This is a genomic window from Sulfurimonas sp. NWX79, from assembly GCF_039667035.1.
GTDB lineage: Bacteria > Campylobacterota > Campylobacteria > Campylobacterales > Sulfurimonadaceae > Sulfurimonas > Sulfurimonas indica.
In genome coordinates this window covers 1-24,474 of the sequence record NZ_JALCZL010000015.1, presented here as the reverse complement: position 1 = coordinate 24,474, position 24,474 = coordinate 1, and the positions used below count along the sequence as shown (strand labels likewise).

The 24,474-nt window shown below is 38.4% G+C and carries 25 protein-coding genes and 1 tRNA gene; 12 read left to right on the top strand and 14 right to left on the bottom strand.

Features of this window, described 5'->3' with window-relative positions:
- Positions 1-8: 8 nt before the first annotated feature.
- The 6 genes from lptE to yajC are packed head-to-tail and all read right to left on the bottom strand — an operon-like array spanning position 9 to position 6,140.
- Positions 9-521, bottom strand: a complete 513-nt coding sequence (gene lptE / locus MNY27_RS07470; RefSeq protein WP_152184144.1) for an LPS assembly lipoprotein LptE — start codon at positions 519-521, stop codon at positions 9-11.
- A 3-nt stretch (positions 522-524) separates the two neighbouring features.
- Positions 525-2,978 (bottom strand): leucine--tRNA ligase, encoded by a 2,454-nt coding sequence (leuS, locus tag MNY27_RS07465; RefSeq protein WP_152184145.1) that lies wholly within the window; start codon positions 2,976-2,978, stop codon positions 525-527.
- A 28-nt stretch (positions 2,979-3,006) separates the two neighbouring features.
- The gene (locus MNY27_RS07460; protein ID WP_152184146.1) at positions 3,007-3,345 is read right to left on the bottom strand and encodes a DUF6394 family protein; all 339 of its coding nucleotides are present in this window, start codon (positions 3,343-3,345) and stop codon (positions 3,007-3,009) included.
- Positions 3,345-4,316: a protein translocase subunit SecF gene (gene secF, locus MNY27_RS07455; RefSeq protein ID WP_152184147.1), complete on the bottom strand. Its 972-nt coding sequence runs from the start codon at positions 4,314-4,316 to the stop codon at positions 3,345-3,347. Before secF ends, MNY27_RS07460 begins: the two co-directional genes overlap by 1 nt.
- A gap of 2 nt (positions 4,317-4,318) precedes the next feature.
- Complete coding sequence (gene secD, locus MNY27_RS07450) at positions 4,319-5,884, bottom strand: protein translocase subunit SecD (protein WP_152184148.1); 1,566 nt, start codon at positions 5,882-5,884, stop codon at positions 4,319-4,321.
- Positions 5,874-6,140, bottom strand: coding sequence for a preprotein translocase subunit YajC (gene yajC / locus MNY27_RS07445; RefSeq protein WP_152184149.1), 267 nt, complete (start codon positions 6,138-6,140; stop codon positions 5,874-5,876). Before yajC ends, secD begins: the two co-directional genes overlap by 11 nt.
- Positions 6,141-6,222: 82 nt before the next feature.
- On the opposite strand from yajC, the gene MNY27_RS07440 reads away from it, so the two are divergent.
- Genes MNY27_RS07440 through MNY27_RS07430 form a run of 3 tightly spaced genes read left to right on the top strand, consistent with a single transcriptional unit; the run spans position 6,223 to position 10,118 of the window.
- On the top strand, positions 6,223-7,428 hold the full coding sequence (locus tag MNY27_RS07440; protein ID WP_152184150.1) for an apolipoprotein N-acyltransferase: 1,206 nt from the start codon (positions 6,223-6,225) through the stop codon (positions 7,426-7,428).
- A 57-nt stretch (positions 7,429-7,485) separates the two neighbouring features.
- Positions 7,486-9,582, top strand: a complete 2,097-nt coding sequence (locus MNY27_RS07435; protein WP_346392057.1) for an RNA degradosome polyphosphate kinase — start codon at positions 7,486-7,488, stop codon at positions 9,580-9,582.
- Positions 9,583-9,590: 8 nt separating this feature from the next.
- Positions 9,591-10,118 (top strand): gamma carbonic anhydrase family protein, encoded by a 528-nt coding sequence (locus MNY27_RS07430; protein ID WP_346392056.1) that lies wholly within the window; start codon positions 9,591-9,593, stop codon positions 10,116-10,118.
- Positions 10,119-10,129: 11 nt separating this feature from the next.
- Here the strand turns inward: MNY27_RS07430 and argJ are convergent, their stop codons facing one another.
- From argJ to rpmB, 3 genes are read right to left on the bottom strand one after another with little or no spacing between them, the layout of a single operon-like run.
- Positions 10,130-11,308: a bifunctional glutamate N-acetyltransferase/amino-acid acetyltransferase ArgJ gene (gene argJ / locus MNY27_RS07425; RefSeq protein ID WP_152184153.1), complete on the bottom strand. Its 1,179-nt coding sequence runs from the start codon at positions 11,306-11,308 to the stop codon at positions 10,130-10,132.
- Positions 11,301-12,431: an NAD-binding protein gene (locus MNY27_RS07420; RefSeq protein WP_188109473.1), complete on the bottom strand. Its 1,131-nt coding sequence runs from the start codon at positions 12,429-12,431 to the stop codon at positions 11,301-11,303. The genes argJ and MNY27_RS07420 overlap by 8 nt, the downstream gene beginning before the upstream one ends.
- A gap of 16 nt (positions 12,432-12,447) precedes the next feature.
- A complete protein-coding gene (gene rpmB / locus MNY27_RS07415) occupies positions 12,448-12,636 on the bottom strand; it encodes a 50S ribosomal protein L28 (protein ID WP_013326380.1) in 189 nt (62 codons plus the stop codon).
- A 162-nt stretch (positions 12,637-12,798) separates the two neighbouring features.
- On the opposite strand from rpmB, the gene MNY27_RS07410 reads away from it, so the two are divergent.
- Genes MNY27_RS07410 through MNY27_RS07390 form a run of 5 tightly spaced genes read left to right on the top strand, consistent with a single transcriptional unit; the run spans position 12,799 to position 17,048 of the window.
- Complete coding sequence (locus MNY27_RS07410; RefSeq protein ID WP_152184154.1) at positions 12,799-13,596, top strand: HDOD domain-containing protein; 798 nt, start codon at positions 12,799-12,801, stop codon at positions 13,594-13,596.
- A complete protein-coding gene (locus MNY27_RS07405; RefSeq protein ID WP_152184155.1) occupies positions 13,593-14,987 on the top strand; it encodes a chemotaxis protein CheX in 1,395 nt (464 codons plus the stop codon). The genes MNY27_RS07410 and MNY27_RS07405 overlap by 4 nt, the downstream gene beginning before the upstream one ends.
- A gap of 48 nt (positions 14,988-15,035) precedes the next feature.
- Complete coding sequence (rpe, locus tag MNY27_RS07400; RefSeq protein ID WP_152184167.1) at positions 15,036-15,677, top strand: ribulose-phosphate 3-epimerase; 642 nt, start codon at positions 15,036-15,038, stop codon at positions 15,675-15,677.
- Complete coding sequence (locus tag MNY27_RS07395; protein WP_152184156.1) at positions 15,677-16,264, top strand: phosphoribosylanthranilate isomerase; 588 nt, start codon at positions 15,677-15,679, stop codon at positions 16,262-16,264. Before rpe ends, MNY27_RS07395 begins: the two co-directional genes overlap by 1 nt.
- Positions 16,251-17,048 (top strand): 3'-5' exonuclease, encoded by a 798-nt coding sequence (locus MNY27_RS07390; RefSeq protein ID WP_152184157.1) that lies wholly within the window; start codon positions 16,251-16,253, stop codon positions 17,046-17,048. The genes MNY27_RS07395 and MNY27_RS07390 overlap by 14 nt, the downstream gene beginning before the upstream one ends.
- A gap of 1 nt (position 17,049) precedes the next feature.
- Here the strand turns inward: MNY27_RS07390 and accA are convergent, their stop codons facing one another.
- The 5 genes from accA to gpmI form a co-directional block, all read right to left on the bottom strand.
- Entirely contained in the window at positions 17,050-18,006 is a 957-nt protein-coding gene (gene accA, locus MNY27_RS07385; protein ID WP_152184158.1) for an acetyl-CoA carboxylase carboxyl transferase subunit alpha, read from the bottom strand.
- A 12-nt stretch (positions 18,007-18,018) separates the two neighbouring features.
- Positions 18,019-19,236 (bottom strand): beta-ketoacyl-ACP synthase II, encoded by a 1,218-nt coding sequence (locus MNY27_RS07380; RefSeq protein ID WP_152184159.1) that lies wholly within the window; start codon positions 19,234-19,236, stop codon positions 18,019-18,021.
- 107 nt (positions 19,237-19,343) lie between these two features.
- Positions 19,344-19,571, bottom strand: coding sequence for an acyl carrier protein (gene acpP / locus MNY27_RS07375; RefSeq protein ID WP_152184160.1), 228 nt, complete (start codon positions 19,569-19,571; stop codon positions 19,344-19,346).
- An 89-nt stretch (positions 19,572-19,660) separates the two neighbouring features.
- Positions 19,661-20,407, bottom strand: coding sequence for a 3-oxoacyl-ACP reductase FabG (fabG, locus tag MNY27_RS07370; RefSeq protein WP_152184161.1), 747 nt, complete (start codon positions 20,405-20,407; stop codon positions 19,661-19,663).
- Between the two features lie 26 nt (positions 20,408-20,433).
- The gene (gene gpmI / locus MNY27_RS07365; protein WP_346392055.1) at positions 20,434-21,909 is read right to left on the bottom strand and encodes a 2,3-bisphosphoglycerate-independent phosphoglycerate mutase; all 1,476 of its coding nucleotides are present in this window, start codon (positions 21,907-21,909) and stop codon (positions 20,434-20,436) included.
- 82 nt (positions 21,910-21,991) lie between these two features.
- On the opposite strand from gpmI, the gene mraY reads away from it, so the two are divergent.
- The 4 genes from mraY to MNY27_RS07345 all read left to right on the top strand — a co-directional run bounded on the left by mraY (position 21,992) and on the right by MNY27_RS07345 (position 24,327).
- Positions 21,992-23,053, top strand: coding sequence for a phospho-N-acetylmuramoyl-pentapeptide-transferase (gene mraY / locus MNY27_RS07360; RefSeq protein WP_346392054.1), 1,062 nt, complete (start codon positions 21,992-21,994; stop codon positions 23,051-23,053).
- Positions 23,053-23,613, top strand: coding sequence for a phosphoribosylglycinamide formyltransferase (locus tag MNY27_RS07355; protein ID WP_343029873.1), 561 nt, complete (start codon positions 23,053-23,055; stop codon positions 23,611-23,613). The genes mraY and MNY27_RS07355 overlap by 1 nt, the downstream gene beginning before the upstream one ends.
- Positions 23,601-24,200: a TRIC cation channel family protein gene (locus MNY27_RS07350; RefSeq protein WP_152184164.1), complete on the top strand. Its 600-nt coding sequence runs from the start codon at positions 23,601-23,603 to the stop codon at positions 24,198-24,200. The genes MNY27_RS07355 and MNY27_RS07350 overlap by 13 nt, the downstream gene beginning before the upstream one ends.
- Positions 24,201-24,251: 51 nt before the next feature.
- Positions 24,252-24,327: transfer RNA gene (locus MNY27_RS07345), tRNA-Phe, on the top strand.
- Positions 24,328-24,474 lie beyond the last annotated feature (147 nt).

The following is a 24,474-nucleotide window of genomic DNA, read 5'->3' as shown; positions in this document are numbered from 1 at the left end:
ACTCTCTCCTAGGGTTGTCTTGAGCCTTCAGCTGAAACCTGTGCTATAAAAGCTGCAATCGCTTTTTGTGTACTGTATTTAATAGCATCAAATCTCTCTTGATCTGTAATCACTGCATTTGGAGCAATAGCGAAATCATAAGTGCCTACGGCATTATAGTTCTTTTTCACATCTTTTGTCTCTCGCGTGATATGCATTGTAATTGTAGCACGATAAGCGATAACAAAACCATCTGCATTATATTGAATCGGTGTATATCTTGGCTCAGAGATACTAAAACTCAAATCTGTATCAGCATATCTCTTTTCAACCAAAGAGGCACGAAAAACCTCAATAATAGCCTTGTCTACAGCATCTTTGATAAGAACTGTATTTTCGGGGTCTTGCGCAGAGATTACAACATTTGTACTAATTTTTTCTCCGACAACTACTCTAGAATATTTTGAGCTCGGTTTATAACCACATCCGCTAAACTCTAACAATAAAAAAGAAAAAAGAAAAAGCGGAAGCAAAGATTTCATGATTTAACCTTTAATTACCAGGTTGACAAGTTTTTTAGGAACAACAATCTCTTTGACTATCTCTTTATCCTCAAGCCACTTGGAAACTTCAGCTTTTGCGGCTTCTATGATATCCTCTTTTGAAGCATCGTGTGCAACTTCAATCTCTCCACGTTTTTTCCCGTTAACAGAAACACCTAAAGAGATACTCTCTTCTACAAAAACTTCTTCAATAATCTCCTGTTTTGTAAAGTTTTTGAGATTAAAATATTTTTCACTTATCTCTGAGGCTGTATGTGGAATGACAGGCTCCATTATAGAAGTCAAAATCCAATACGCTTCACTCCATACATCAACATTGCTTTGCGCATTGAGTGCATTCATCGCTTCCATAACACCTGCTATCATCGTATTAAATGTATAACGCTCGTTATAAACTTCTTCGGCACGTTTTAAGGCTTCATAAACTTTTTTACGAGCAAATTTTTCCTCTTTTCTTAGACTTGCATGTTCAATTTCAGGTTTTTGCTCACATGCAACTACATTAGCGCTTCTCTCATAAAAACGTTTGATAAATCGAAATGCACCCTCAACAGCACTGTCATTCCACTCTAACTCTTGTGTTGGCGGTGCAGCAAAAAGAATAAAAAGACGGGCAGTATCTGCACCATACTTTTCAATGATAGCATCAGGATCAACGGTATTGCCTTTTGATTTAGACATTTTAGCACCATCTTTTAGCACCATTCCCTGCGTGAGCAGTCTATCAAATGGTTCATCAAAATCAAGGTATCCCAAATCACGGAAGACTTTTGTAAAGAAACGTGCATAAAGTAGATGAAGTACCGCATGCTCAATTCCACCGATGTAGTGATCAACACCCATCCAGTACTTAATCTGTTCAGCAGAAAACGCCTCTTTTTCCCAGTTCTGCGGTGATGCACAAAAACGTAAGAAGTACCAGCTAGATTCAACAAATGTATCCATAGTATCTGTCTCACGAGTCGCATCTTTGCCACACTCAGGACATTTACAGTGTTTCCATGTTGGATGTTTTTCAAGTGGATTACCCTCACCTGTAATCTCAATATCTTCAGGAAGTGCGATAGGGAGGTTCTCTTTTTTCTCCATCACAAGACCACACGAGTCACAGTGAACAAAAGGAATCGGTGCACCCCAGTAACGCTGACGGCTCACACCCCAATCTTTGAGTTTATAGTTTGTTGTCTTCTTCCCTAGATTTTTTGCTTCAAACATCTCGATGATTTTAGCTTGTGCCTCTTTAGAATTCATGCCCTCAAACTCATCAGAGTTTATAAGCTTTCCAACTTCCGTAAATGCTGATTTGCTAAAGTCATGCTCACCCTCATACGGCTCAATTACCGGATTGATTGGAAGGTCATATTTTTTAGCAAAATCATAGTCTCTCTCATCATGAGCAGGTACTGCCATAACAGCCCCGCTACCATAATCCATCAACACAAAATTTGCTATCCACACAGGAACAGTTTTACCCGTAAGCGGATGTACAACATTCAGCCCCAACGCCAAACCTGATTTCTCTTTTTGTCTATCAATTGAAGAGGCATTTTTCATCGTATTGATTGCTGCTACTGTAGTCTCATCAAGTAAGCCATTATCGATCATATACGTAACGATTTCATGCTCAGGGGCTAAAGCTGTATAGCTTACACCATAGATAGTATCCGGACGTGTTGTAAAGACATCAAAGCTCTCAAACTTGCTATCAAGTTTTGCTTTGCTTGCTTCATCAAAGTAGAGGTCAAATGCCAAACCATTTGATTTACCTATCCAGTTCTCCTGCATTGTAAGAACTTGCTTCGGCCAGCCATATTCTAACTTTTTGAGGTCTTCTAAAAGCTCATCAGCATACTTCGTAATTTTAAAGTAGTACTGATTCATATCTTTTTTCACTATCGGAGTATCACAGCGCCAACAGCATCCGTCAATCACCTGTTCATTTGCAAGAACAGTCTGGTCATGCGGACACCAGTTAAGCATCCCTTTTTCACGGTATAAAAGCCCTGCATTGTACATATCTATAATAAAGCCCTGCTCAAATTTCGTATAGAGCTCATCCGAAGTTGCTAGTTCACGTTTGCGTGAAAATGAAAAACCAAGCGAATAGAACTCGTTTTTCATATAGTCTATATTGTCATAAGTCCAAGATTTTGGATGACTTCCGTTTTTGATAGCTGCATTTTCCGCAGGCATACCGAAACTGTCAAATCCGATTGGATGCAGAACATTTTTGCCCTGCTGTCTGTGATATCTTGCAAAAGCATCAGAGATTGAGTAGTTTCTCACATGTCCCATATGTAATCTTCCACTCGGAAATGGAAACATCGAAAGGATATACTTCTTCTCTTGTGTGAAATCTTCACTCGGCTCAAAACTCTCGTTTTTTTTCCAATACTCTTGCCATTTTTTTTCTATATTTTTTGCACTATATTCCAAGGTCATTATTCCTATTTATTTAAATCTTTTAATACTCTTCGTGTGTTTTTGAACTCTCAATGTAGACAAGTCCCATTGAAAACAGATTTGCAATGAGAGCCCCAATCGAGAGCGCAATTGCCCACGAGTCATCATGAACTATCACTAAAAACACAAATGCAGGAATAAGGTGTAAGTCTGCTACAAGTGATGAAGCCAAAAGCTCCGCTGAAAGCAGATTTCTTACCCCGATCTTTAAAATTGTCGAGATTAGATTCACACTTGCTGCCATAAACAACGAAATCGCTGTATTTTCATATAAAAAACCTGCTATTGATGTTAAACTCATCAATGAAAAAAATACGTAAACTACTTTACCCCAATCCATTACATTACTCCTGATTCAAATTGTGCTCTCATTCTCTCTTTTTCAGCTTCACGTTTTGCTTTTTGGGCCAGTTTTGTGTGATATTTTTTCACATCAAAACCAAAAAGCATCAATATTGGAGAAGCAACAAAGATTGATGAATATGTACCAACAATTATACCCACAAGAAGCGTAAATGCAAAAGCATGAATAATCTCACCACCAAACATAAAGAGTGTAAATACCACAAAGAATGTTGTCAATGAAGTCAGTGTCGTACGCGCCAATGTTCTCGTAATGGACTCATTGATAATCTCAGCCAAATTCACATTTTTGGACTTCACTATACCCTCACGGATACGGTCAAATACAATGATGGTATCGTTAAGTGAATACCCAAGCAGTGTGAGTATCGCAGCAAGGACATCAAGGTTCACATCAATTTTAAAGAGTGCCACGGCACCCATTGCAATCGAGACATCATGAATCAGTGCTACGATTGATGCAATCGCAAAACGCCACTCAAATCGAAATGCCACATAGATTAAAATTGCAGCAACAGAGAGAAAAAGTGCCATAAGCCCTTTCTCTTTTAACTCATTTCCAACTTTTGGACCAACAATGTCCACACGACGAATCTCAAAATTTCCTGTCCCTTTAAGAGCTTCACGTGTTACATCACCGATATCCTGTGTTACATTGCCTGTCGTTGTCTTCATACGGATAACAACCTCATCAGGCGAACCAAATTCCGTGATAGATGCATTATCAAAAAGTTTGTTGCCTTTTAACTGCTCACGCATCTCTTTGATTGGTGCTTCTGTATCATACTTTACCTGAACGATTGTTCCACCGGCAAAGTCAATACCGTAATTGAGACCTTTTGTCGCCAGAATTGCATACGAAGCAAGAATCAGGATAATAGAAATTGCCATAGCAATTTTTGATTTACCCATAAAATCTAGTGGGTGTTTATATTTAAAAAACTCCATAATTATCCTTTAATCCCAAACCAAAAACGGTAGTTTTTACTTTTGTTCATTTTAGACTCAAGCATCTGGTAGATTCCATGTGTACCTAAAATAGCTGTGAGCATTGAAGCTAAAATACCAATACTCATCGTAATTGCAAAACCTTTAATAGCACCTGTACCATACACATAAAGGACAATTGACGCAATTAACGTCGTAATATTTGCATCTAAAATAGCACGCATCGCATTTGCATATCCATCTTCGATAGCTTTATGCATCGATTTGCCTTCATAGATAAGCTCACGGATCCTCTCAGTGATAATTACATTGGCATCAACTGCCATACCGACAGTTAATACAATACCAGCCATACCAGGAAGTGTCAGTGTCGCACCAAAAAGACTCATTACCGCTAAAAGAATAAAAAGATTGGCAATAAGCGCAATATTTGCAATAATACCAGCCATACGATAGTAAATAATCATAAAGACAATTACTAAAACAAAACCACCGATTAGTGCTACCATAGAAGCCTTAATACTATCCGCTCCCAAGCTTGGTCCAACGGAGCGTTTCTCCATCAAATAAATCGGTGCAAGAAGTGCTCCTGAGCGAAGTGCAATCGCTAAATCTTTTGCTTCTAAAACTGTATAGTTCCCAGAGATCTGTCCAGCACCACCACCAATACGCTCGTTAATATTTGGAGCTGAAAAAACCTTCCCGTCTAAAACAATCGCAAGACGTTTACCGACATTTGCTCCGGTAAAGTCACCAAATATCTCTGCACCTTCGGCATTGAGTTTAAAGTTAATGACCGGACGGTTATTTTGGTCAAAGCCGACATTTGCATTGGTAAGCATACTGCCGTCTAAGATAGGAATCTCATGAACAAGATATTTGATTTTAGGATTTTTTGCATCCGGTAAAATCACATCACCATACGATGCGGCATCTGCATCACTCATATTATAAACACGAGCATTTCTATCTTCATCAACAGCCATAAGCTCTAATTTTGCAGCACGGCTGATAAGCTCACGTGCACGCTGCTCTTCTTCGGGAGTCTTGATACCTGCAAGTTCTACAAGGATCTTCTCCTCTCCTTGACGTGCAACGATTGGCTCTGAAAGTCCAAATTGGTCAAGTCTGTTTCTGATTGTCTCGATTGCCTGCGTGATTGCCAGTTTTTTGATTTTCTCAATCTCTTGCGGTGTAAATGAAACAGTGATCACACTGTCGTTTGTTGCAACTTTTGCACCCTCGATTTTAGATAAAAACTCATCAAATGATTTTATCTCATCACTGTCAAGCACTTCAACACGTACACTGTTTTCATCAAATGTCAGTCCATCTATCAAGATGTCATTTCTATCTGCAAAGTGCTTGACACTCGCAGCGATGGACTTGATACGGGATTTTAACGCTTCATCGGTTTTTACGCCCAAAAGCATATGCAGACCACCTTGAAGGTCAAGGCCTAAAGTTATTTTTTTTCCACCTTGCGTCTGCAGAAGTGATGGGACAGAAAAAACTACCCCAAATACAATTGCTAATGCAAAGATGACTATTCTGTAATTAAGCTTCATCCTCATACTTCTTTGCAATGGAGTCTTTTAAAATTTTTACGATTGTATCATCGTTCATTTTTACAGTAAAAAAGTTCTCTTCAACCTTATGAACAACAACGATAAAACCACCATTTGTAACTACTTTATCACCTTTTTTCAAAGACTCCACCATCTCTTTTTTGGCTTTAGCCTCTTTTTGCTGTGGACGAATAATTACAAAATACATAATTGCAATTAAAAATATAAACGGTAACAGTTGAGAAATAATTTCCATGACTGGCATATCCTTTAGTTAAAATTGTAGGGATTATACAAAACTTATACTAACATACTTATAAATTGTGTACAATTTCATCATGAATAAATTAATAAAAGAGATTTTACTAGGAATTTTCACAGCATTTTTACTCGGTGCATTTATCTATTTAGAACATTTTGGACTGAGTTATAAAATCATCAATACAGCTCTTGGTTTGGCTGCCTTTGCAATGCTTTTATATCTACCCAAAAAATCTATTCTTGTTTTTGGTTTTTTTACTGGTCTGCTTTGGTTTTACTGGATAGGCTACAGTTTTAAGTATCAGGGTATCAGCTATATGGAACCCATCATTACTGTTGCTTTTGGTTTTATCTATCTGCTTTTTTTTCTACCGCTCTATTTTACAAACAATGCTCTTATCAGAGCTTTTTTACTCTTTGGACTTAGCTTTTTTGAGCCCTTAGACTGGAACTGGATGCAGTTAGAGCTCCCTTTTGTTAACAGCTATATCGGTATCTATAAATACCAGTTTGCTGCAGTGCTTTTAGCACTTTCATTACCCTCGCTTATGCCAAAGAAGTATAAATATCTACCTCTTGTTTTACTCATTGCAGCACTCAATTATGGATACCCTCCACAATATGATGCACCTCTTAAGATAAAACTTATCCAAACAGAGATAAAGCAAGAGGACAAATGGCAAAGAGAAAACCTTTATCCAACAGTTTATGCAATGTTTCAAGAGATACAAAAAGCAATCAAGGAAGGCTATGATGTTATAATCTTACCTGAGTCGGTGTTCCCTCTTTTTATGAACAAAACACCAAAACTCATAGAGAACTTAGAAAAATTTTCTCAAAAAATCACGATTGTTGCAGGTTCACTTTTAAAAGAAAACAGGAAAAATTACAATGTGACCTATATGTTTCAAAACGGCTCTTATAAAATTGCAAAAAAACTGGTTCTAGTCCCTTTCGGCGAATATATTCCCCTGCCAAAGTTTGCACAAAAATTTATTAATGATACTTTTTTCAATGGTGCAAGTGATTTTGTAACAGCAACAAAGCCGACAGATTTTCTCATCAAAGGCGTAAAATTTCGAAATGCTATCTGCTATGAAGCGACCTGTCAAGAGATCTATGAAGGTGATGTGAAATATCTTATAGCAATCAGTAATAATGCATGGTTTGCTCCGTCAATAGAGCCAACGCTGCAAAAACTTCTTTTAGAGTATTGTGCCCGTAAAAATGGTGTTACAATTTATCATTCAGCCAATTATAAAGGTACAGGGGTCATTAAATAATCTTACTATAATCTACATTAGATATAATAAGGAAAAATACAGAGGATTACGATTAATATGTTAAATTTAAAAAATCCAAATCTTTATAATAACCGTGAAATATCTTGGCTACAGTTCAATACAAGAGTTTTAAAACAAGCGCAAGATGACTCACTTCCTCTGCTAGAACGCCTTAAATTCCTTGCAATTTATGGAACAAATCTTGATGAATTCTATATGATCCGTGTTGCAGGGCTTAAAAAGCTTTTTGCCGCAGGTATCATTGTCTCAGGACCAGACAAACTCACGCCACTGCAACAGTTGCATGAGATTCGCTCTTATTTACATCAAGAGCAACAGGTAGTAGAGCATTGCCGTAGTGAGATTCTCAAAAAGCTTGAACCTGAAGGTATCAGTGTAAAGATATATGAAGAACTCAATAATCAAGAAAAGCATAAAGTAAATCAGTACTTCAATGAAAATATTTATCCTGTTATTATCCCTATTGCCGTAGATGCGACACACCCTTTCCCACACCTGAACAATCTTAGTTTTGGGCTTATAGTAAAACTGCGTGACAATGACAATGAAAATATTGAGCGTTTTGGTATTATCCGTGTTCCACGTGTACTGAATCGTTTTGTAGAACTTGAAGGCGGTGTTTATGTTCCTATTGAGAGTGTTGTAGAGAAGCATGTCGATGAACTCTTTCCAGGCTACAGTCTTATTAAGTATGCACCATTTCGCGTAACAAGAAATGCGGACATTGCCATCGAAGAGGAAGAAGCCGACGACTTTATGGAGATACTTGAAGAGGGACTCAAACTTCGCCGTAAAGGAGAGATGGTCCGTCTAGAAGTGGGTTCCAACGCCGATGCGGAGATTATCAATTTTATCAACAAACATACCAATGTCTATAAGGATGATATCTATACTTTCCATACATTCTTAAATCTTGCATCGCTGTGGCAGATAGTCTCCAACCGAGATTTTGCACATCTTCTACTGCCACCATTCAAGCCAAAACTTCTACCACCATTTGATACGAGTGAAGATATCTTTGCAACTTTAGAGAAGCAAGATATCTTAATGTACCACCCGTATGAGAGCTTTGAACCGGTTGTCAAACTCATTCAAACAGCAGCAAAAGACCCCGATGTCGTATCTATCAAGATGACACTCTATCGTTCCGGGACAAACTCTCCAATCGTTAAAGCCCTCATGGATGCAAGTGAGAGTGGTAAACAGGTAACTGTTATGGTTGAACTAAAAGCCCGTTTTGATGAAGAGAACAACCTTATCTGGGCAAAAGCGCTGGAGAAATCAGGTGCACATGTTATTTACGGTATCAAAGGCTTTAAGGTCCATGCAAAAGCAGCTCTGGTCACGCGTAGAAAAAATGGTAAACTCAAACAGTACGCGCACTTAGGCACAGGAAACTATAACCCTAGTACGGCAAAAATATACACAGATATGAGTTATATGACAAGTAAAGATGTTGTCACAAACGACCTAACCCGTTTTTTCCACTTTTTAACAGGCTTTAGTAAAAAAGGAAAGCTCAACGAGCTCTATATGGCACCCTCACAGATAAAACCAAAACTCCTTTCACTCATTCATAATGAAACACGTCAGGGTAGTAATGGGCATATCATTGCAAAAGTGAACTCTTTGGTTGATGAAGATGTTATCCGTGCACTCTATAAGGCAAGTCAGGCAGGTGTAAAAGTAGAACTTATTGTTCGAGGTATCTGTTGTTTGAAACCGGGTATCGAAGGCGTGAGTGAGAACGTCAGAGTTATCTCCATTCTAGGAAAATATCTTGAACATGCCCGTGCATTTTATTTTAAAAATGATGCCGCACAGGTATACATCTCAAGTGCAGATTGGATGCCAAGAAACTTAGTGCGAAGAATAGAACTTTTAACAGCTGTTAAAGATGAGTCAGCACAACGAAAAATCATTCAAATCCTTAAACTTCAATGCTCAGACAATGTACTTGCACATGAGCTCAAAAATGACGGGACATATACAAAACTCAAAGCTGATGGAGACAAAGCAATTAACAACCATAAACTGTTAGAAGATTATGTTAACAAAATCGCAAAAGCAACGAAAAAAGAGACTTCAACCTATGTTCAGCAACTCGTAAATCGTCTCTTTATAGAAAGCTAGGAGGACGTATGCTTCATAAATTTAAAGATATAACTCCACGTGTAAAAGAAGGAACATGGATAGCACCATCTGCTGATGTTATCGGAGAAGTAACCGTAGGTAAAGATTGTTCCATCTGGTTTGGCTGTGTTGTGCGTGGAGATGTTCACTATATAAGCATTGGAGATAGAACAAATATTCAAGACCTCTCAATGATTCATGTCACACACTATAAAAACGGTGACAAATCGACCGGAAATCCTACTATCATAGGTAATGATGTAACTGTTGGTCATCGAGTAATGTTGCATGGATGCACGATAGAAGATGCCTGTTTGATTGGTATGAGCGCAACGATTTTAGATGGTGCAGTTATCGGCAAAGAGAGCATTGTAGGTGCAGGTGCACTTGTAACGAAAAACAAAGTGTTTCCACCACGAAGTTTAATAGTCGGTAGTCCTGCTAAAGTAGTACGAGAGTTAAATGATGAAGAGGTAGCAGAGCTTTATGCTTCTGCTAAAAGATATGTGGAATTTAAAAAGGATTATGAAGCATAGATTATAAAAATCTATGTTCTGTAATCTGCATTGATCTCCACATATTTATAACCTAAATCACATCCATAGGCTTCAAAACTACCATCTGCGATACCTAAATCACAAGAAATCGTAAAAGCATCTTTTTTCATAACTGCAGCTGCCTTTGCTTCCATAGCTGCATCAAAAAAGAGCTCACCTTTTTTATAGACACATACATCATCAAATGAGATGCTTAAACTCTCTTCACAAGCTTCTGCCCCACTAGCTCCTACTGTTGAAGCGATACGCCCCCAGTTAGGGTCTTCGCCGTAAAGAGCTGTCTTTACAAGCAGAGAGTTAGAGAGTGCTTTTGCAACAATCTCTGCTTCTTGATCATCTTTTGCCCCTGTCACATTGTAAGTTACAAGTTTAGTAGCACCCTCACCATCACGCACCATCTCACGTGCTAAGAATTTCATAATATTGTGTAGTGCCTCTTCAAAAGCTTTGGCATGATATGTATCAGACTTACCGTTACTCAGAAGCATTACCGTATCATTTGTAGAGGTATCACCGTCAACACTTGCTGCATTAAATGTAGTCACTGTAACTTTGTCTAAAATTGCCTGCATCTCCGTACTTGAGACCTTTGCATCTGTAGTAATAAAGCAGAGCATAGTAGCCATAGCAGGGTTGATCATCCCCGCACCTTTTGCCATAGCACCTATGTGAAAACTGCTTCCATCTTCAAGTTCCACCCTGTAGGCTTTTTCTTTTGAGAAGCTGTCCGTTGTCATTATTGCCTGTGCCGCTGCGTGAGGCTCACATTTACTGAGATCAAAAAGTTTAGCCCCATTGATGATCTTTTCTTTTGGCAGACGTACACCGATAACTCCCGTTGAACTCATTATAGGATTGTTCACGCAAGATGGCAGTGTTGCAAGGATATCATCAATATCACTCACCCCTGCTTCACCTGTCATCGCATTGGCATTTTTAGAGTTAATCAGTACAAAGTTTGTCTGAAACTCCCCTTTTGCTTTAAAATGTTTAATCGGAGCTGCCGCCATTTTGTTTGTCGTAAAAACTGATGCAATTTCACACAGAGTTTCAGAATAGACAAATGCCATATCTTTTGCACCATTAGGTTTGAGTCCGGCACTTATACCATCAGCAAAAAAACCTTCAGCGGCACAAACACCGCTTTTTAATTCTACTAACTTATACAAATTTCAACTCCTTCGGTTTTACCCTTTTTCTTAAAAGGTCTTTTGTTATTTTTATACCATCTTGCGTACCGATAACAAGGAGTTTTGATTCACTTGTAACTAGGGTATCACCCTTTGGCATACTTAAAAATTTCCCATCTTTTTTTCTTATACCTACAACAGAGGTATTTGCAATCTCACGGATATGTGTCTCTTTGAGTTTTTTCAGCACTGCCCATGAATAACGCGGTACTTCAATCTCCTGCATATCAAGTGGGTTATCACTTTTGTATAAAAACTCTTCAAGCAGATTTTCCATATCTGGTCGTGCTGCCATAGCACTCACACGCTGTGCTGTCAGTTTTGTTGGGCTCACAACTGTGTCAGCTCCTAATTTTTTGAGCTTTTCAACATCACTCATACTCTCTGCGGCAGAGATGACATAATAAGGACGCGGAAGAAAATGCTCTTTTTCAAAAAGCCTTACAGAAGCAATCAGGGCAATATTATCAGCGATTGAATCTGAAAGTGTTATCAGACCTTTTGCAGAAGAGAGATGTGCTTTTAACATTGCAAGCTCTGCGTGAGGTTCTGCTTGCAAATATTGCGGGTATTTGTATTTAGCTGCCCACTCATGTATCTCTTCTCTTGGGTCAATGACCACAAAAGGTATATGATTCTTACGAAGTTGTTTTGTTACCTCAATCGTATAGTCATTATGGTAACAGACAACAAAGTGTTTTTTGAGCCTTGCGATTTTATATAACATTCTTCGCTCCTTAAGTATGGTAACAATATGCCCTTTATTTATCTCTGCAACTAAAATACCTATAGCACTTGAAAAAACTGCAAATCCGGCAATGATTAAATTAATCGTAAAAATTCTACCCTCTTCTGAAATAGGAGCAATCTCTCCAAATCCAACAGTAGTAAAGGTAATAGCAGTTTGGTATATTGCATCAATTATTGGAAAATCATCTATAAGTACATAACCTATAGTTCCAACAAGCATAACAAATACAGTAAGTATCAGGGGTAAGCGGAAAGCTTTAAGATGGGGGTAAACTTCTGGAAGAAGTTTTTTATCTGGTTTGGGAGCAATCTCCCAATTTAGGAATTTACGAATCCTTTCTAAAAGATTCAAAACAAATTCCTAAAGTTTACGAATTTTTCTTAAGTGTGCGTAATTCTCTTGCAGAAATCTTAATTTTTTTCGTTGTACCATCTTCTAATGTGATACGCACTGTTCTTAGGTTTAATAAAAAACGACGCTTTGTTCTGTTTTTTGCATGAGAAACATTGTTCCCACTCATAGGGCCTTTGCCGCTAATAGCACATCTTCTTGCCATTTGAGTATCCTTGAATGATATTTTAAAGTTGCGAATTGTACCAAATCAAAGCAAAACTTCAACTTAAGCCAAAACTATTTTGATGAGAAGCAACTCTTTTAGAATTCTTTTATCTAATTGTAGCTAAAATATACAATATTTCACAAAGAAGAGTAAACCATTTTGATTACCAAAGAAAAAATCGATGCATTTATAGAGAAGATTCCTCCCTCTCCACAGGCTCTGCGCAAAACAATCCTTGCCTTAAATGCAGGAGATTTAACAAAGGCTGCAGAAGCTGCGAAAGAAGATAAAGCACTCAGCCACTATCTTAAAGAGCTCGTTAACAAACCCATCTACGGATTTAGAAATGAAGTCAGTGATGTCTCTCAGATCTTTGGAATACTTGGAGTATCACAATCACAGCAAGCAGTTTACAACTATATGCTCACACTGCTCTCCCCTGCGAAATGGAAGCTTTTTAAACTCAATAGAAACTCTTTTAGTGATCTCCAAGCCGAACTCTCAATCCAATGGCAAAAAATATTAAAACATCTTCATATTGAAGATAAAGAGATTGAGAGTGCCATCGCCTTGCTTCCTGCGAGTATTATTGTCTCTGAAGCACTCTTTTGCGAGAAGATTGATGATGTAGAGCTACTGCGCTCAGTGAACAATATCGACCTCAATACAATTCTAAAAAGACTCTGCGGTATGGATTTGTTCGATATCTGTGAACGCATTGCACAAAAATGGGAAATGGATGAAAAGATTGCAAATATCATTCAAGCTGCAAGTGGGATTAAGCCATCAGATGATGAGAAAATAGATCTACTCGGTAAATGGATGCATCTCCTTCTCTTTTTTACGCTTTCAAAGCCTCAGTTTATTGATGCAGGACTGAATGATTTTATCGATTTTCAAATAGAATATGTTTCAGATATCTATGATGAATTCGCAACACTAATGGAGATAACATGAGAGCAACTGTAAAAGATGGTGTTGGTACTTTTCATCCCCAAGGTTTTTTAGATGGCAACGCAAGTGCTTCACTACTGAGTATAGAAGATATCGAAGCGACACTCAAACTTAATGCTGATATGATTTTAGTCTCACTCAAAAACGTCATCTTCTTTAACCGAAACGGACTTGATGCCTTTGTAAAACTTTTTCAAAAAGTACGTTCTGCAAACCATATAATCGTCGGATTCTGTGATTATGATACAAAGAAATACCAGACTATTATGAAGTTTTACAAAGATGAACTGATGTTTTCACTCTTTAAGACACAAGAGATTGCTACGCTCTTTGCCTCAAGTTTTAAAAATCAAAGTAAAAATGTTTTGCTCTACAGCGATGACAAATCCCAACGTGCTGCCATGGCAATAGAGTTGCATGACAACGGTCACAACCCAATAGTCGCTCAGACAAAAAAAGAGTTTGATGAAAAGGCAAAAGCAGAGAATGCCTATGATGTCATCATAGATGATACCTTTTTAGGACAGATGGGACAAAAAGTCGCTACCCGGGTTACCGGCAATGCAATCATCTATACCGTATCTTCTTTTTTAGATGCGGAAATAGGCAATACTTTTAATATTGCCTATCATAATAATTCGCTCAATGTCGGTTTTCGCCTTTTTATCTTCGATGCCTATAAAGTTGTCAGTATGAATGTCCATGCACTCAATTTTTTCTCCAAACTCGCTTCTGCGGCAGCTGAGTATAATGCAACCATCTGTTTTGTAGGTATGACTTTTGAGAAAACTCCCCTCTCTTTTAAAGAGACTCTCGAAGATTCGGGAATTATGTTTTTTGAACAGATGGATGATATTTTGGGCGATAAAGAGCTGCTAGAAGAGTTAGGCGCAAGCTCTGCTACTGCCATTAAAAGCAAACGGGCCTTAAATAAAGAAATAGTAACAGAGATTCCAAACTTTATCGATGCTACTGTTGCAACCATTGAGATGATGACAAACTCTAAAGCACTCAAAGAGGCTGTCAAAATCGATAAGCTTGAGATTACCGACAGAGAGAACAAAATTGCAAGCTCCATTGGTTTTTATGGAGATATTGACGGTATGGTCATTCTTGTGTTTCCAGATGGTATCGCGAAAAAAGCATGTGAGTTGCTCATCGGTGAGGATACAGATGATAAAGAGCTCATTTTAGACACTTTAGCTGAGCTTGTAAACATTGTTGGAGGAAAAGTAAAAACACTTCTTAACGATGAAAGTATCAGTGTAGATATTACCCTTCCTCGTACCTACCCTAATGTTGAGAGTCTTTTAGAGATTGCACAGGATAAAAAAGGTGTCCAGGTTGATCTCAATTTTAACAATGATAACTTTTTATTCTTCTTAACTAGATAAAAGTAAGTTCAGTATATAATTCCTTAATAATTTTGAAGGATAAAAATGATTCAAGTAGCTCCTAGTATTTTATCTGCTGATTTTGGGAATCTTGCACGTGATGTCAAAGAGATTTGTGAGGGAGGCTGTGACCTGGTTCATGTCGATGTCATGGATGGACATTTTGTACCAAACCTGACAATCGGTCCTGTCGTAGTCTCTGCTGTTGCAAAAGCTGCCACAAAACCTCTTGACATTCACCTGATGGTTGAGAACAATACATTTTTTGTTGAACTTTTTGCTCCACTTAAACCTGAATATATCTCTTTTCATATAGAAGAAGAGAAACATCCGCACAGACTTATCCAAAAAATCCGCTCTTACGGAATCAAGCCTGCTATCGTTTTAAATCCAAACTCAATTCCTGAAGAGTTGGAGTATATCTTAGCTGACTTGGATATGGTTCTGCTGATGAGTGTAAACCCGGGTTTTGGCGGACAAAGCTTTATCGATTCTGTCATACCAAAGGCAAAGAAACTTGATGCTATGCGAAAAAGACTCAATCCAAACTGTCTTATAGAAGTCGATGGTGGGGTAAGTGATAAAAACATTCAATCTTTAAAAGATGCCGGTGTCGATGTTGTTGTAGCGGGAAGCTATGTATTTAAACATCAAGACCGTGCCCAAGCTATAAAGAGTCTGCAAATCTAATGCGTACAAAAATCTGTGGTATTACAAATTATGAAGATGCAATGACAGCCATAGAGGCTGGTGCAGATGCACTTGGTTTTGTTTTTTATGAAAAATCCCCCCGTTATATCTCCCCAGAAAATGCAGCAGAGATCATCAAGCAACTACCTCCTTTTGTAGAGAAAGTAGCACTCTTCGTCAATCTTGATGCACCAACGATTGATACTATCTGCAAAACTGCAGGTGCTACACTCGCACAGATTCATTTTGAAGCAGATAATAATCTCTATGCATCTTTGCAAACACCGCATATAAAAGTTGTCCGTGCAAAATCAAAAGAAGATATTTTGCTCTATAGTGATGAATACAGACTAGTTGATGCTTACTGTGAAGCTTATGGCGGTGCAGGAAAACGTATCAATACAGAATGGTTTGAAGGTATAGACTGCTCAAAGATCATTCTTGCAGGTGGACTCTCACCTGATAATGTGGCATCGGTGAAAAAATTTGGCTTTTACGGTGTTGATGTCAGTAGTGGTGTAGAACTGTCTCACGGGAAAAAAAATGCACAAAAAGTAAAGGATTTTATCGTTCATGCTAAGTCATAACATCACTCTTGATGCAAAAAGTATCTCCCGGCTCTCCTCACGTGGACTCTCTCTTAAAATACTCAAAGACCAACTAGAACATGAACTAGAACTCTCACTTGAGCTTTGGCGTGCTCAAGGTCTTAATGTTGTTAAGCATCAAGGATATTATTACTTTGATACGGCATTCATTCCTATTGAAGAGGCAGAGTTTTGCATCGTCGATATTGAAACAAATGGCTCAAAAATAGAAAAACACCAGATTATAGAACTTGCCGCTGTCAAAGTAAGAGATGGTAAGATAATTGACAGATTTGAATCTCTCGTATATACGAAAGAGATAAACCCTCACATAACAGAGATAACAGGAATAAAAGCCGAAGATACAAAAGATGCTCCCCAGTTAAAAGAGGTACTTAAAGCATTTAGACTCTTTTTGGGCAATGCTATCTTTGTCGCGCATGATGTAAAATTTGATTATATGTTCATCTCAAAAAGTATGGAAAAAATCGGACTCGAACCACTACTAAACAGAAGTCTTTGCTCGCTTGCATTTGCCGAGAGAACAATAGTCTCCTACAGATATGCGCTCTCTTATTTAAATGATGCACTCAAACTCAATCCAAACGCACAGCACCATCGTGCTATGAGCGATGTTTTAACAACATACGGACTCTTTTTACTGTCACTGCAAAATTTAGATGAAAATGTAAAAACAGTAGAAGATTTAATTCGATTTTCAAAAGAGGCCAAAAGACTGAAGCGTCCTAAGTTTGATCCTCTTTTAGAGGAAAAAGAAGCCTAAACTACGTTTCTGGAAGTGTTTCTAGTTCAGCAAAAGCACCTGGTGCTGTAAGTTTGGCATAACGTGCTGCCATTCTCTCTTCTTCGCTCATAGCTTTTAATTTTCCTACTTCTTCTAGGAAATAATCAGCGATGGCAGAAGCGGCCGCTTCTTTCTCACGATGTGCACCGATTAACGGCTCATTGATAATATCATCGATAAGATTCAAATCTTTCAAGTCTTGTGATGTAATTTTGAGTGCATTTGTAGCAGTTTCGACTTTTTTCGGGTCATTCCATAAGATTGCCGCACAACCCTCAGGTGAAATAACAGAAAATACTGAATAACGCATCATTGCAAATCTGTCAGCAACACCGATAGCAAGTGCACCACCAGAACCACCTTCACCGATTACTATTGAGATAGTAGGAGTTTTGAGCTCAGCTAACTCTAAAAGGTTTCTTGCAATTGCTTCTGATTGGTTTCTCTCTTCTGCACCGATTCCTGGATATGCACCCGGAGTGTCAATCAGCATCAAAAGTGGAAGATTAAACTTCTCGGCAAGTTTTGCTGCACGAAGTGCTTTACGGTATCCTTCAGGGTGCGGCATACCAAAGTTACGTTTTAACTTATTTTTTGTTCCACGCCCTTTTTGCTCACCGATTACCACGACTTTTTCATCACCGATGTAACCCATATAGCAGATAATCGCAGCATCATCACGGAAGTGTCTGTCTCCATGGATCTCATACTTATCTCTCATTATAAGATTAATATAATCAAGTGCATAAGGACGGTCAAGGTGACGTGCAAGCTGTAGTTTTTGAAAGTCAGAAAGATTTTTGTAAATCTTTTCAACCTCTTTATCTAGTTTCTTTTTTAACTCTTCAACAGCCGCATAATCATGACGTACCTGTGCAGAGATGATATCTTCTTGAATAAATTTAATCTTATATTCAAAGTCTAAGTATGTAGCCAAATCAAATCCTTCTTAGATTTTTTTGAAAATAAGAACGCCGTTAGTTCCACCAAAACCAAATGAGTTAGACATAACTACATTTAAGTCAGCTTTTCTTGCACCTTCTGTAACATAGTCAAGATCACAGTTTTCATCAGGAGTCTCATAGTTGATCGTTGGAGGGATGAGACCGTCTCTCATAGCCATCAGACATGTAACAGCCTCAATACCACCTGCAGCACCAAGACAGTGACCAATCTGTCCTTTGATAGAACTCATTGGAGGGCAGTTCTCTTTGCCACCAAGTAGCTCTTTTACTGCCAATGTTTCGTTCTTATCATTGATAGGTGTTGAAGTACCGTGTGCATTTACATAGTCAATCTTTGGTTCACCAGCCATTTTGTATGCTGCTTTCATAGCACGTGCAGGACCATCAAGACTTGGAGTAGTAATGTGATTTGCATCACCACTTTCACCAAAACCGATAATCTCACCATAGATCTTAGCACCACGTGCCACTGCATCATCATATGCTTCAAGAACAAGTGCTGCTGCACCCTCACCCATAACAAAACCGTCACGACCTGCATCAAATGGACGAGATGCATGTTTTGGGTCATCATTTCTAGTAGAGAGTGCTTTCATAGCAGCAAATCCACCAACACCAACACCAGTAACTGCAGACTCAGCAGAAACAACAAGCATCTTGTCAGCACCACCACACATAATTGTTTTACATGCTTCACTTACAGCATGCGTTCCTGCAGCACAAGCAGTAACAGACGATAAGTTCGGTCCTTTTGTTCCATGCTCAATAGAAACAAATCCTCCAAGCATATTCACAAGTGCACCAGGGATAAAGAACGGAGAAATTCTTCTTGGTCCGCGAGAATCTAAAATGATAGAGTTTTTCTCGATTGATGGAAGCCCACCAATACCACTCCCTGCAGAGATACCAAATCTCTCCATATCTGTATCTTCTGGAAGTGCTGCATCTTCCATAGCTTCTTGAGCAGCTTTAAGACCTAAGTGAATAAATCTGTCCGCTTTTTTCACCTCTTTTGCCGGCATTACAGTTGCTGGGTCAAAATCTTTCACCTCACCTGCAATCTTCACACTAAATGCTTCCGGGTCAAAAAGAGTAATAGTGTCAATTCCACACTCGCCTTCACATATCGCTTTAAATGCACTCTCTTTGTCATTTCCTACAGAATTTATCATACCAAGGCCAGTTACTACTACTCTTCTCATTTAAATATTCTCCATAAATAAAATACTTTTAAAAATTAATTAACCAAATTAACTACTAAAAATATTTACTTCCAAGAAGCAGAACTCCTTGGGTAAGTAAACTACGACTATTTGCTTTCTATATAGTTAACAACGTCTTGAACTGTTTGAATCTTTTCAGCTTCATCATCAGGAATTTCGATATCGAATTTTTCTTCAAGAGCCATTACTAATTCTACAACATCAAGGCTATCTGCACCTAAATCTTCTACAAATTTTGAATCTTCTTTTACCTCATCTGGGCTCACGCTTAGTTGTTCAACTACTACTTCTTTAATATCGTCTAAAAGTGCCATTATAGCTCCTGTCTTTAAGTTTAAAATCCCGTAATTATAGCATAAATATCTTAATCAATTTGGAAACAAGCCAAAATAAATCAAGAAAATTACGCCATATTCATCCCACCATTTACTTTTAAAGTCTCTCCTGTGATGTAAGAAGCACTGTCTGAAAGTAGAAATGCCGTTGCTTCAGCAACCTCTGCTGGGTTACCAAAACGATTCATTGGAATCTTGTCCGTAAAACTTTTCTTTACCTCATCACTAAGCACTTCTGTCATCTCTGTTGCAATAAATCCGGGAGTAACTGTGTTGTATCTGATACCACTTGTTGCTGCTTCAATCGCGAATGATTTACTCATCGCAATCACTCCACCTTTACTTGCCGCATAGTTTGTCTGACCACCATTTCCTGTTTCACCAACAATCGAAGCGATATTAACTACTGAGCCAAATTTCTTTTTACGTGCAGCCTTAAAAAATTCACGACAACCGATAAATACTGATGTCAGATTTGCGTTAATTACAGACATGAAATCTTCTGTCTTCATACGAAGCGCAAGCTTATCGTTTGTGATGCCGGCATTGTTTACAAGATAGCTAAGCTCACCGTCAGAATCAATGATAGTTTTAATCGCATCGATAAATGCTGCCTCATCACTCACATCAAAACCGATAACTGCTGCCTCACCGCCTGCAGCTTCAATAGCCTCTTTTACAGCATCTGCTTCTGCTGCACCACTACGATAGTTAATCCAAACTTTCAGACCATAACCTGCTAAAACCTTTGCAATCTCTGCACCGATACCACGACTTGAACCTGTTACTAAAACATTTTTACCTGAGAATTTCATATTCTGTATTTTCCTTTTTATTAAAATTAGACTAAAGAGTGATCCATCTCTGCTGGAATCTCTAAATTCATAAGTTTTAAGACTGTCGGTGCAATGTTATTAAGCCCACCGTTATCAACTTTCTCTACACCATCTGCATCAACGAAACACCATACTTTTCCAACTGTATGGTTTGTAAGAACATTGCCTGCATCATCTTTCATCTCTTCACAGTTTCCATGATCACTTGTAAGAACAAAAGAATACTCATTCTCTTTTGCTTTGCTCCAGATTTTTCCCAACTGCTCATCAACTGCCTCAACAGCTTTTTTCGCTGCTTCAAAATCTCCTGTATGACCTACCATGTCGCCATTTGCAAAGTTCACTACGATAAAGTCATACCCTTCATCCATAGCCTTCAGCACTGCTTCACCTACCTCGTGCGCACTCATTTCCGGTTTCATATCGTAAGTTTTTACATCCGGTGAAGGAATAAGCACACGCGTCTCATTGGCGTACGGTTCATCAATACCACCATTTAAAAAGAATGTCACATGCGCATACTTTTCCGTCTCCGCAGTATGAAGCTGTCTAAGTCCTGCATTAGAGATCACCTCTGCAAGAGTATTTTTTGGTGGCTCTTTTTTAAATAAAACAGGATAATTAAAGCTCTTATCATACTCTGTTATCGTTGCAAGATGCACTTTGATAGGTTTACGTTCAAACTCTGCAAAATTCTCACCTGCCAAAGCTGTCACCATCTCACGCATACGATCACTTCTAAAGTTGATCGTAAGTACCGCATCTCCATCTTGCATGCCTTCATAATCTTCAAATGCAGTTGGTTCTACAAACTCATCTGTCTCGCCCTGTGCATAAGAGTGACCGATGTAAGCTTCAGGACTCATTGAAGTCTTTGGCTCAGCATTTACGATTGCATCATATCCGCGTTTGATTCTCTCCCAGCGGTTATCTCTGTCCATTGCATAAAAACGTCCTGCTATTGTTGCGATAGTCACATTTTCATTCAAGTGCTCTTGTACTTTTTCTATATACTTTTGTGCAGATGTAGGAGAGACATCACGACCGTCAGTGATAAGATGTAAAAAAACTTTTTTGTCGTTTTTTGCCGCGATATCCGCTAAACCCATAAAATGGTCTATGTGCGAATGTACACCACCGTCACTTAAAAGTCCGATAAGATGAATTCTATCTGATCTACCAAAAAGATCTTGGAGTACTTCATTGGACTCTAACGTTCCCTCTTGGAGTGCCAAAGATATCTTTACCAAATCCTGATACAAAACACGTCCGCTTCCTATACTCATATGTCCTACTTCAGAGTTCCCCATCTGTCCTTCTGGAAGTCCAACGCTCAAACCAAAAGTATCGATTAGAGAGTGAGGTACCTGACTAAAGAGTTTATCATATGTAGGTTTGTTTGCATTATAAAAGGCATTATGCTCTGTGTTAGCACAAAAACCTATCCCGTCTGTGATGACCAATATCGCTTTTTTACTCAATACAACTATCCTGTTCATTAATAATTCGTTTGCGGATTATACTATAATGTCACTTTGATTTTACAAATGAATAGGAAATATATTGCTATATTGGTTACATGATTTTTTAGATATTAACATTTTGGGATACATCACTATCCGAGCCGGTGTTGCATTTTTTATCGCACTCTGTCTTACACTTTTTTTACTCCCTCGTTTTATAAAATGGGCACAAAGAACTTCCAGTGTACAACCTATCAATGACTGGGCACCCGAACGTCATCAAGAGAAGCACTCGACCCCTACAATGGGTGGTATCGTTTTCATAGGTGCGACTATATTTGCGTCTCTCTTATCGATACGCTGGGACAATGCTTATGCACAAGCAGGAATCCTTACTCTGTTTCTGTTTTCACTGATTGGTTTTTATGATGACTTTGCAAAGATAAAAAAAAGTGAAAACCTGGCAGGATTTAAAGCAAGAACAAAACTTTTTTTACAAATTCTCTCAGCCTTTGCAGTAGCAGCTTTTTTATGTCTCTTTGCAGACTTTAATACAGATCTCTACATTCCATTTCTAAAAAACCCTGTTATGGATATGGGTGTTTTTGCCATCTTACTATGGGTTTTGGTCATCATTGCAACATCAAATGCGGTTAACCTGACAGACGGACTTGATGGTCTTGCAACGGTACCTTCCATTGTTGCACTGACAACATTTAGCATTATCATTTACATCACGGGAAATATAAAAATCTCTTCTTACCTTTTAATGCCACACTTTCAAGTGAGTGAAGTTGCCATTATTGCCAGTGCACTCATCGGTGCACTTACAGGATTTCTCTGGTATAACTGCCATCCGGCAGAGGTCTTTATGGGTGATAGTGGCTCTTTGACAATCGGAGCATTTTTAGGCTATCTTGCCATCATCTCAAAAAGTGAGATTCTACTTTTTCTTATTGGTTCTATCTTTGTTATTGAAACGCTCTCCGTTATTTTACAGGTTGGAAGTTTTAAGCTCAGACAAAAAAGAGTCTTTTTAATGGCACCGATTCACCATCACTTTGAGATGAAAAACTGGGCAGAGAACAAAATCATTGTCCGTTTTTGGATTATTGCCATCCTATCAAATATCTTGGCACTTATAACACTCAAAATAAGATAATGAATCTCGCAGTTTTCGCCTCTCACAACGGTAGCGCCTTAGATGTTATCTACACTGCCATTGAAAAAGGAGAATTGCAGTTCAATCTAAAGCTTGTCATCTCAAATAACTCAGATGCAAAAGTACTTAAAAAAGCAAAAAACTACAATATAAAGCACACCGTTATCAATGCAAAACTTTTTGAAAGTCCGGACCTCGTAATCTTTGAACTTTTAAAACGTGAAAATATAGCGTGTGTCTTTCTTGCCGGTTATATGAAGAAACTCTCACTTCTCATTACAAGGAACTTCAAGGTTATCAACTCCCACCCTGCACTGCTACCAAAGTTTGGTGGAAACGGAATGTATGGACGCTTCGTTCATGAAGCAGTGATAAAAAATAAAGAAAAAGTAAGTGGCGTTACTATTCATGAGGTAAATGAGAACTATGATGAAGGCAAAATTATTTTACAGAAGTCTCTAGAGATTCACCCAAATGAGACTGTAGAGAAACTTGAAGAACGCATCAAAGAGCTTGAAAAAAGCACAATTCTTGAAGGTCTGCAGCAATGTTTGAACTAGCAGAATACATCGGTATCATCGCTTTTGCCATGAGTGGTTTTTTTGTGGCTGTACGCAATCATCTTGACCTGCTTGGTGTACTCATTGCTACTTTTTTAACGGCACTTGGCGGTGGAATACTGCGAGACATTACTGTGGACAAAATCCCTTTCACCTTTTCACACAACTACCCTGCCGTTATCGTTATCTCTGTTATGCTGCTTTTGATTGTTTTTAAGTTTCATAAACGTAACTCACTGGAGAACAAACCTCTTTTTATTTTAAGTGACTCCATAGGACTGGTCTCTTTTAGTATCTCCGGTGCACTAATCGCCATAGAAGCAAATTTTAATTTGACCGGTGTAATTGCCATGGGGTTTATCACTGCTGTTGGAGGAGGAATTGCCAGAGATGTCATCATCAATGAAGTACCTTTTGTTTTAAAAACCGGTTTTTATGGGACTGTTTCTATTTTTATCTCCATAAGTCTCTATTTTTTACATCTGCAAAATGCAATCTCTTTCATTGCTATCAGCACTATTTTCGTTCTTGCACTCACACTCAGACTCCTTGCCTATTATAAAAAGTGGTCTATTCCTCTACAATAATATAAGCTTACTTTCAGTACCAACGGGGTATAATTTCGCTCTTTTAAAGATGGCCTGTTAGCTCAGTCGGTAGAGCAAGTGACTGAAAATCACTGTGTCCTTGGTTCGATTCCGAGACAGGCCACCACTTCATTTTACCTATATCAAATCTTAAAACGCCCATTCAACCAATAAATGCAATTTCCACCTCTTAATTATGCAGCCATTACTTTTGAAACTGTAGCATAAAAAACTTGAGCAGGAGTTTTAAAGCCAAGAGATTTTCGTGGTCTGT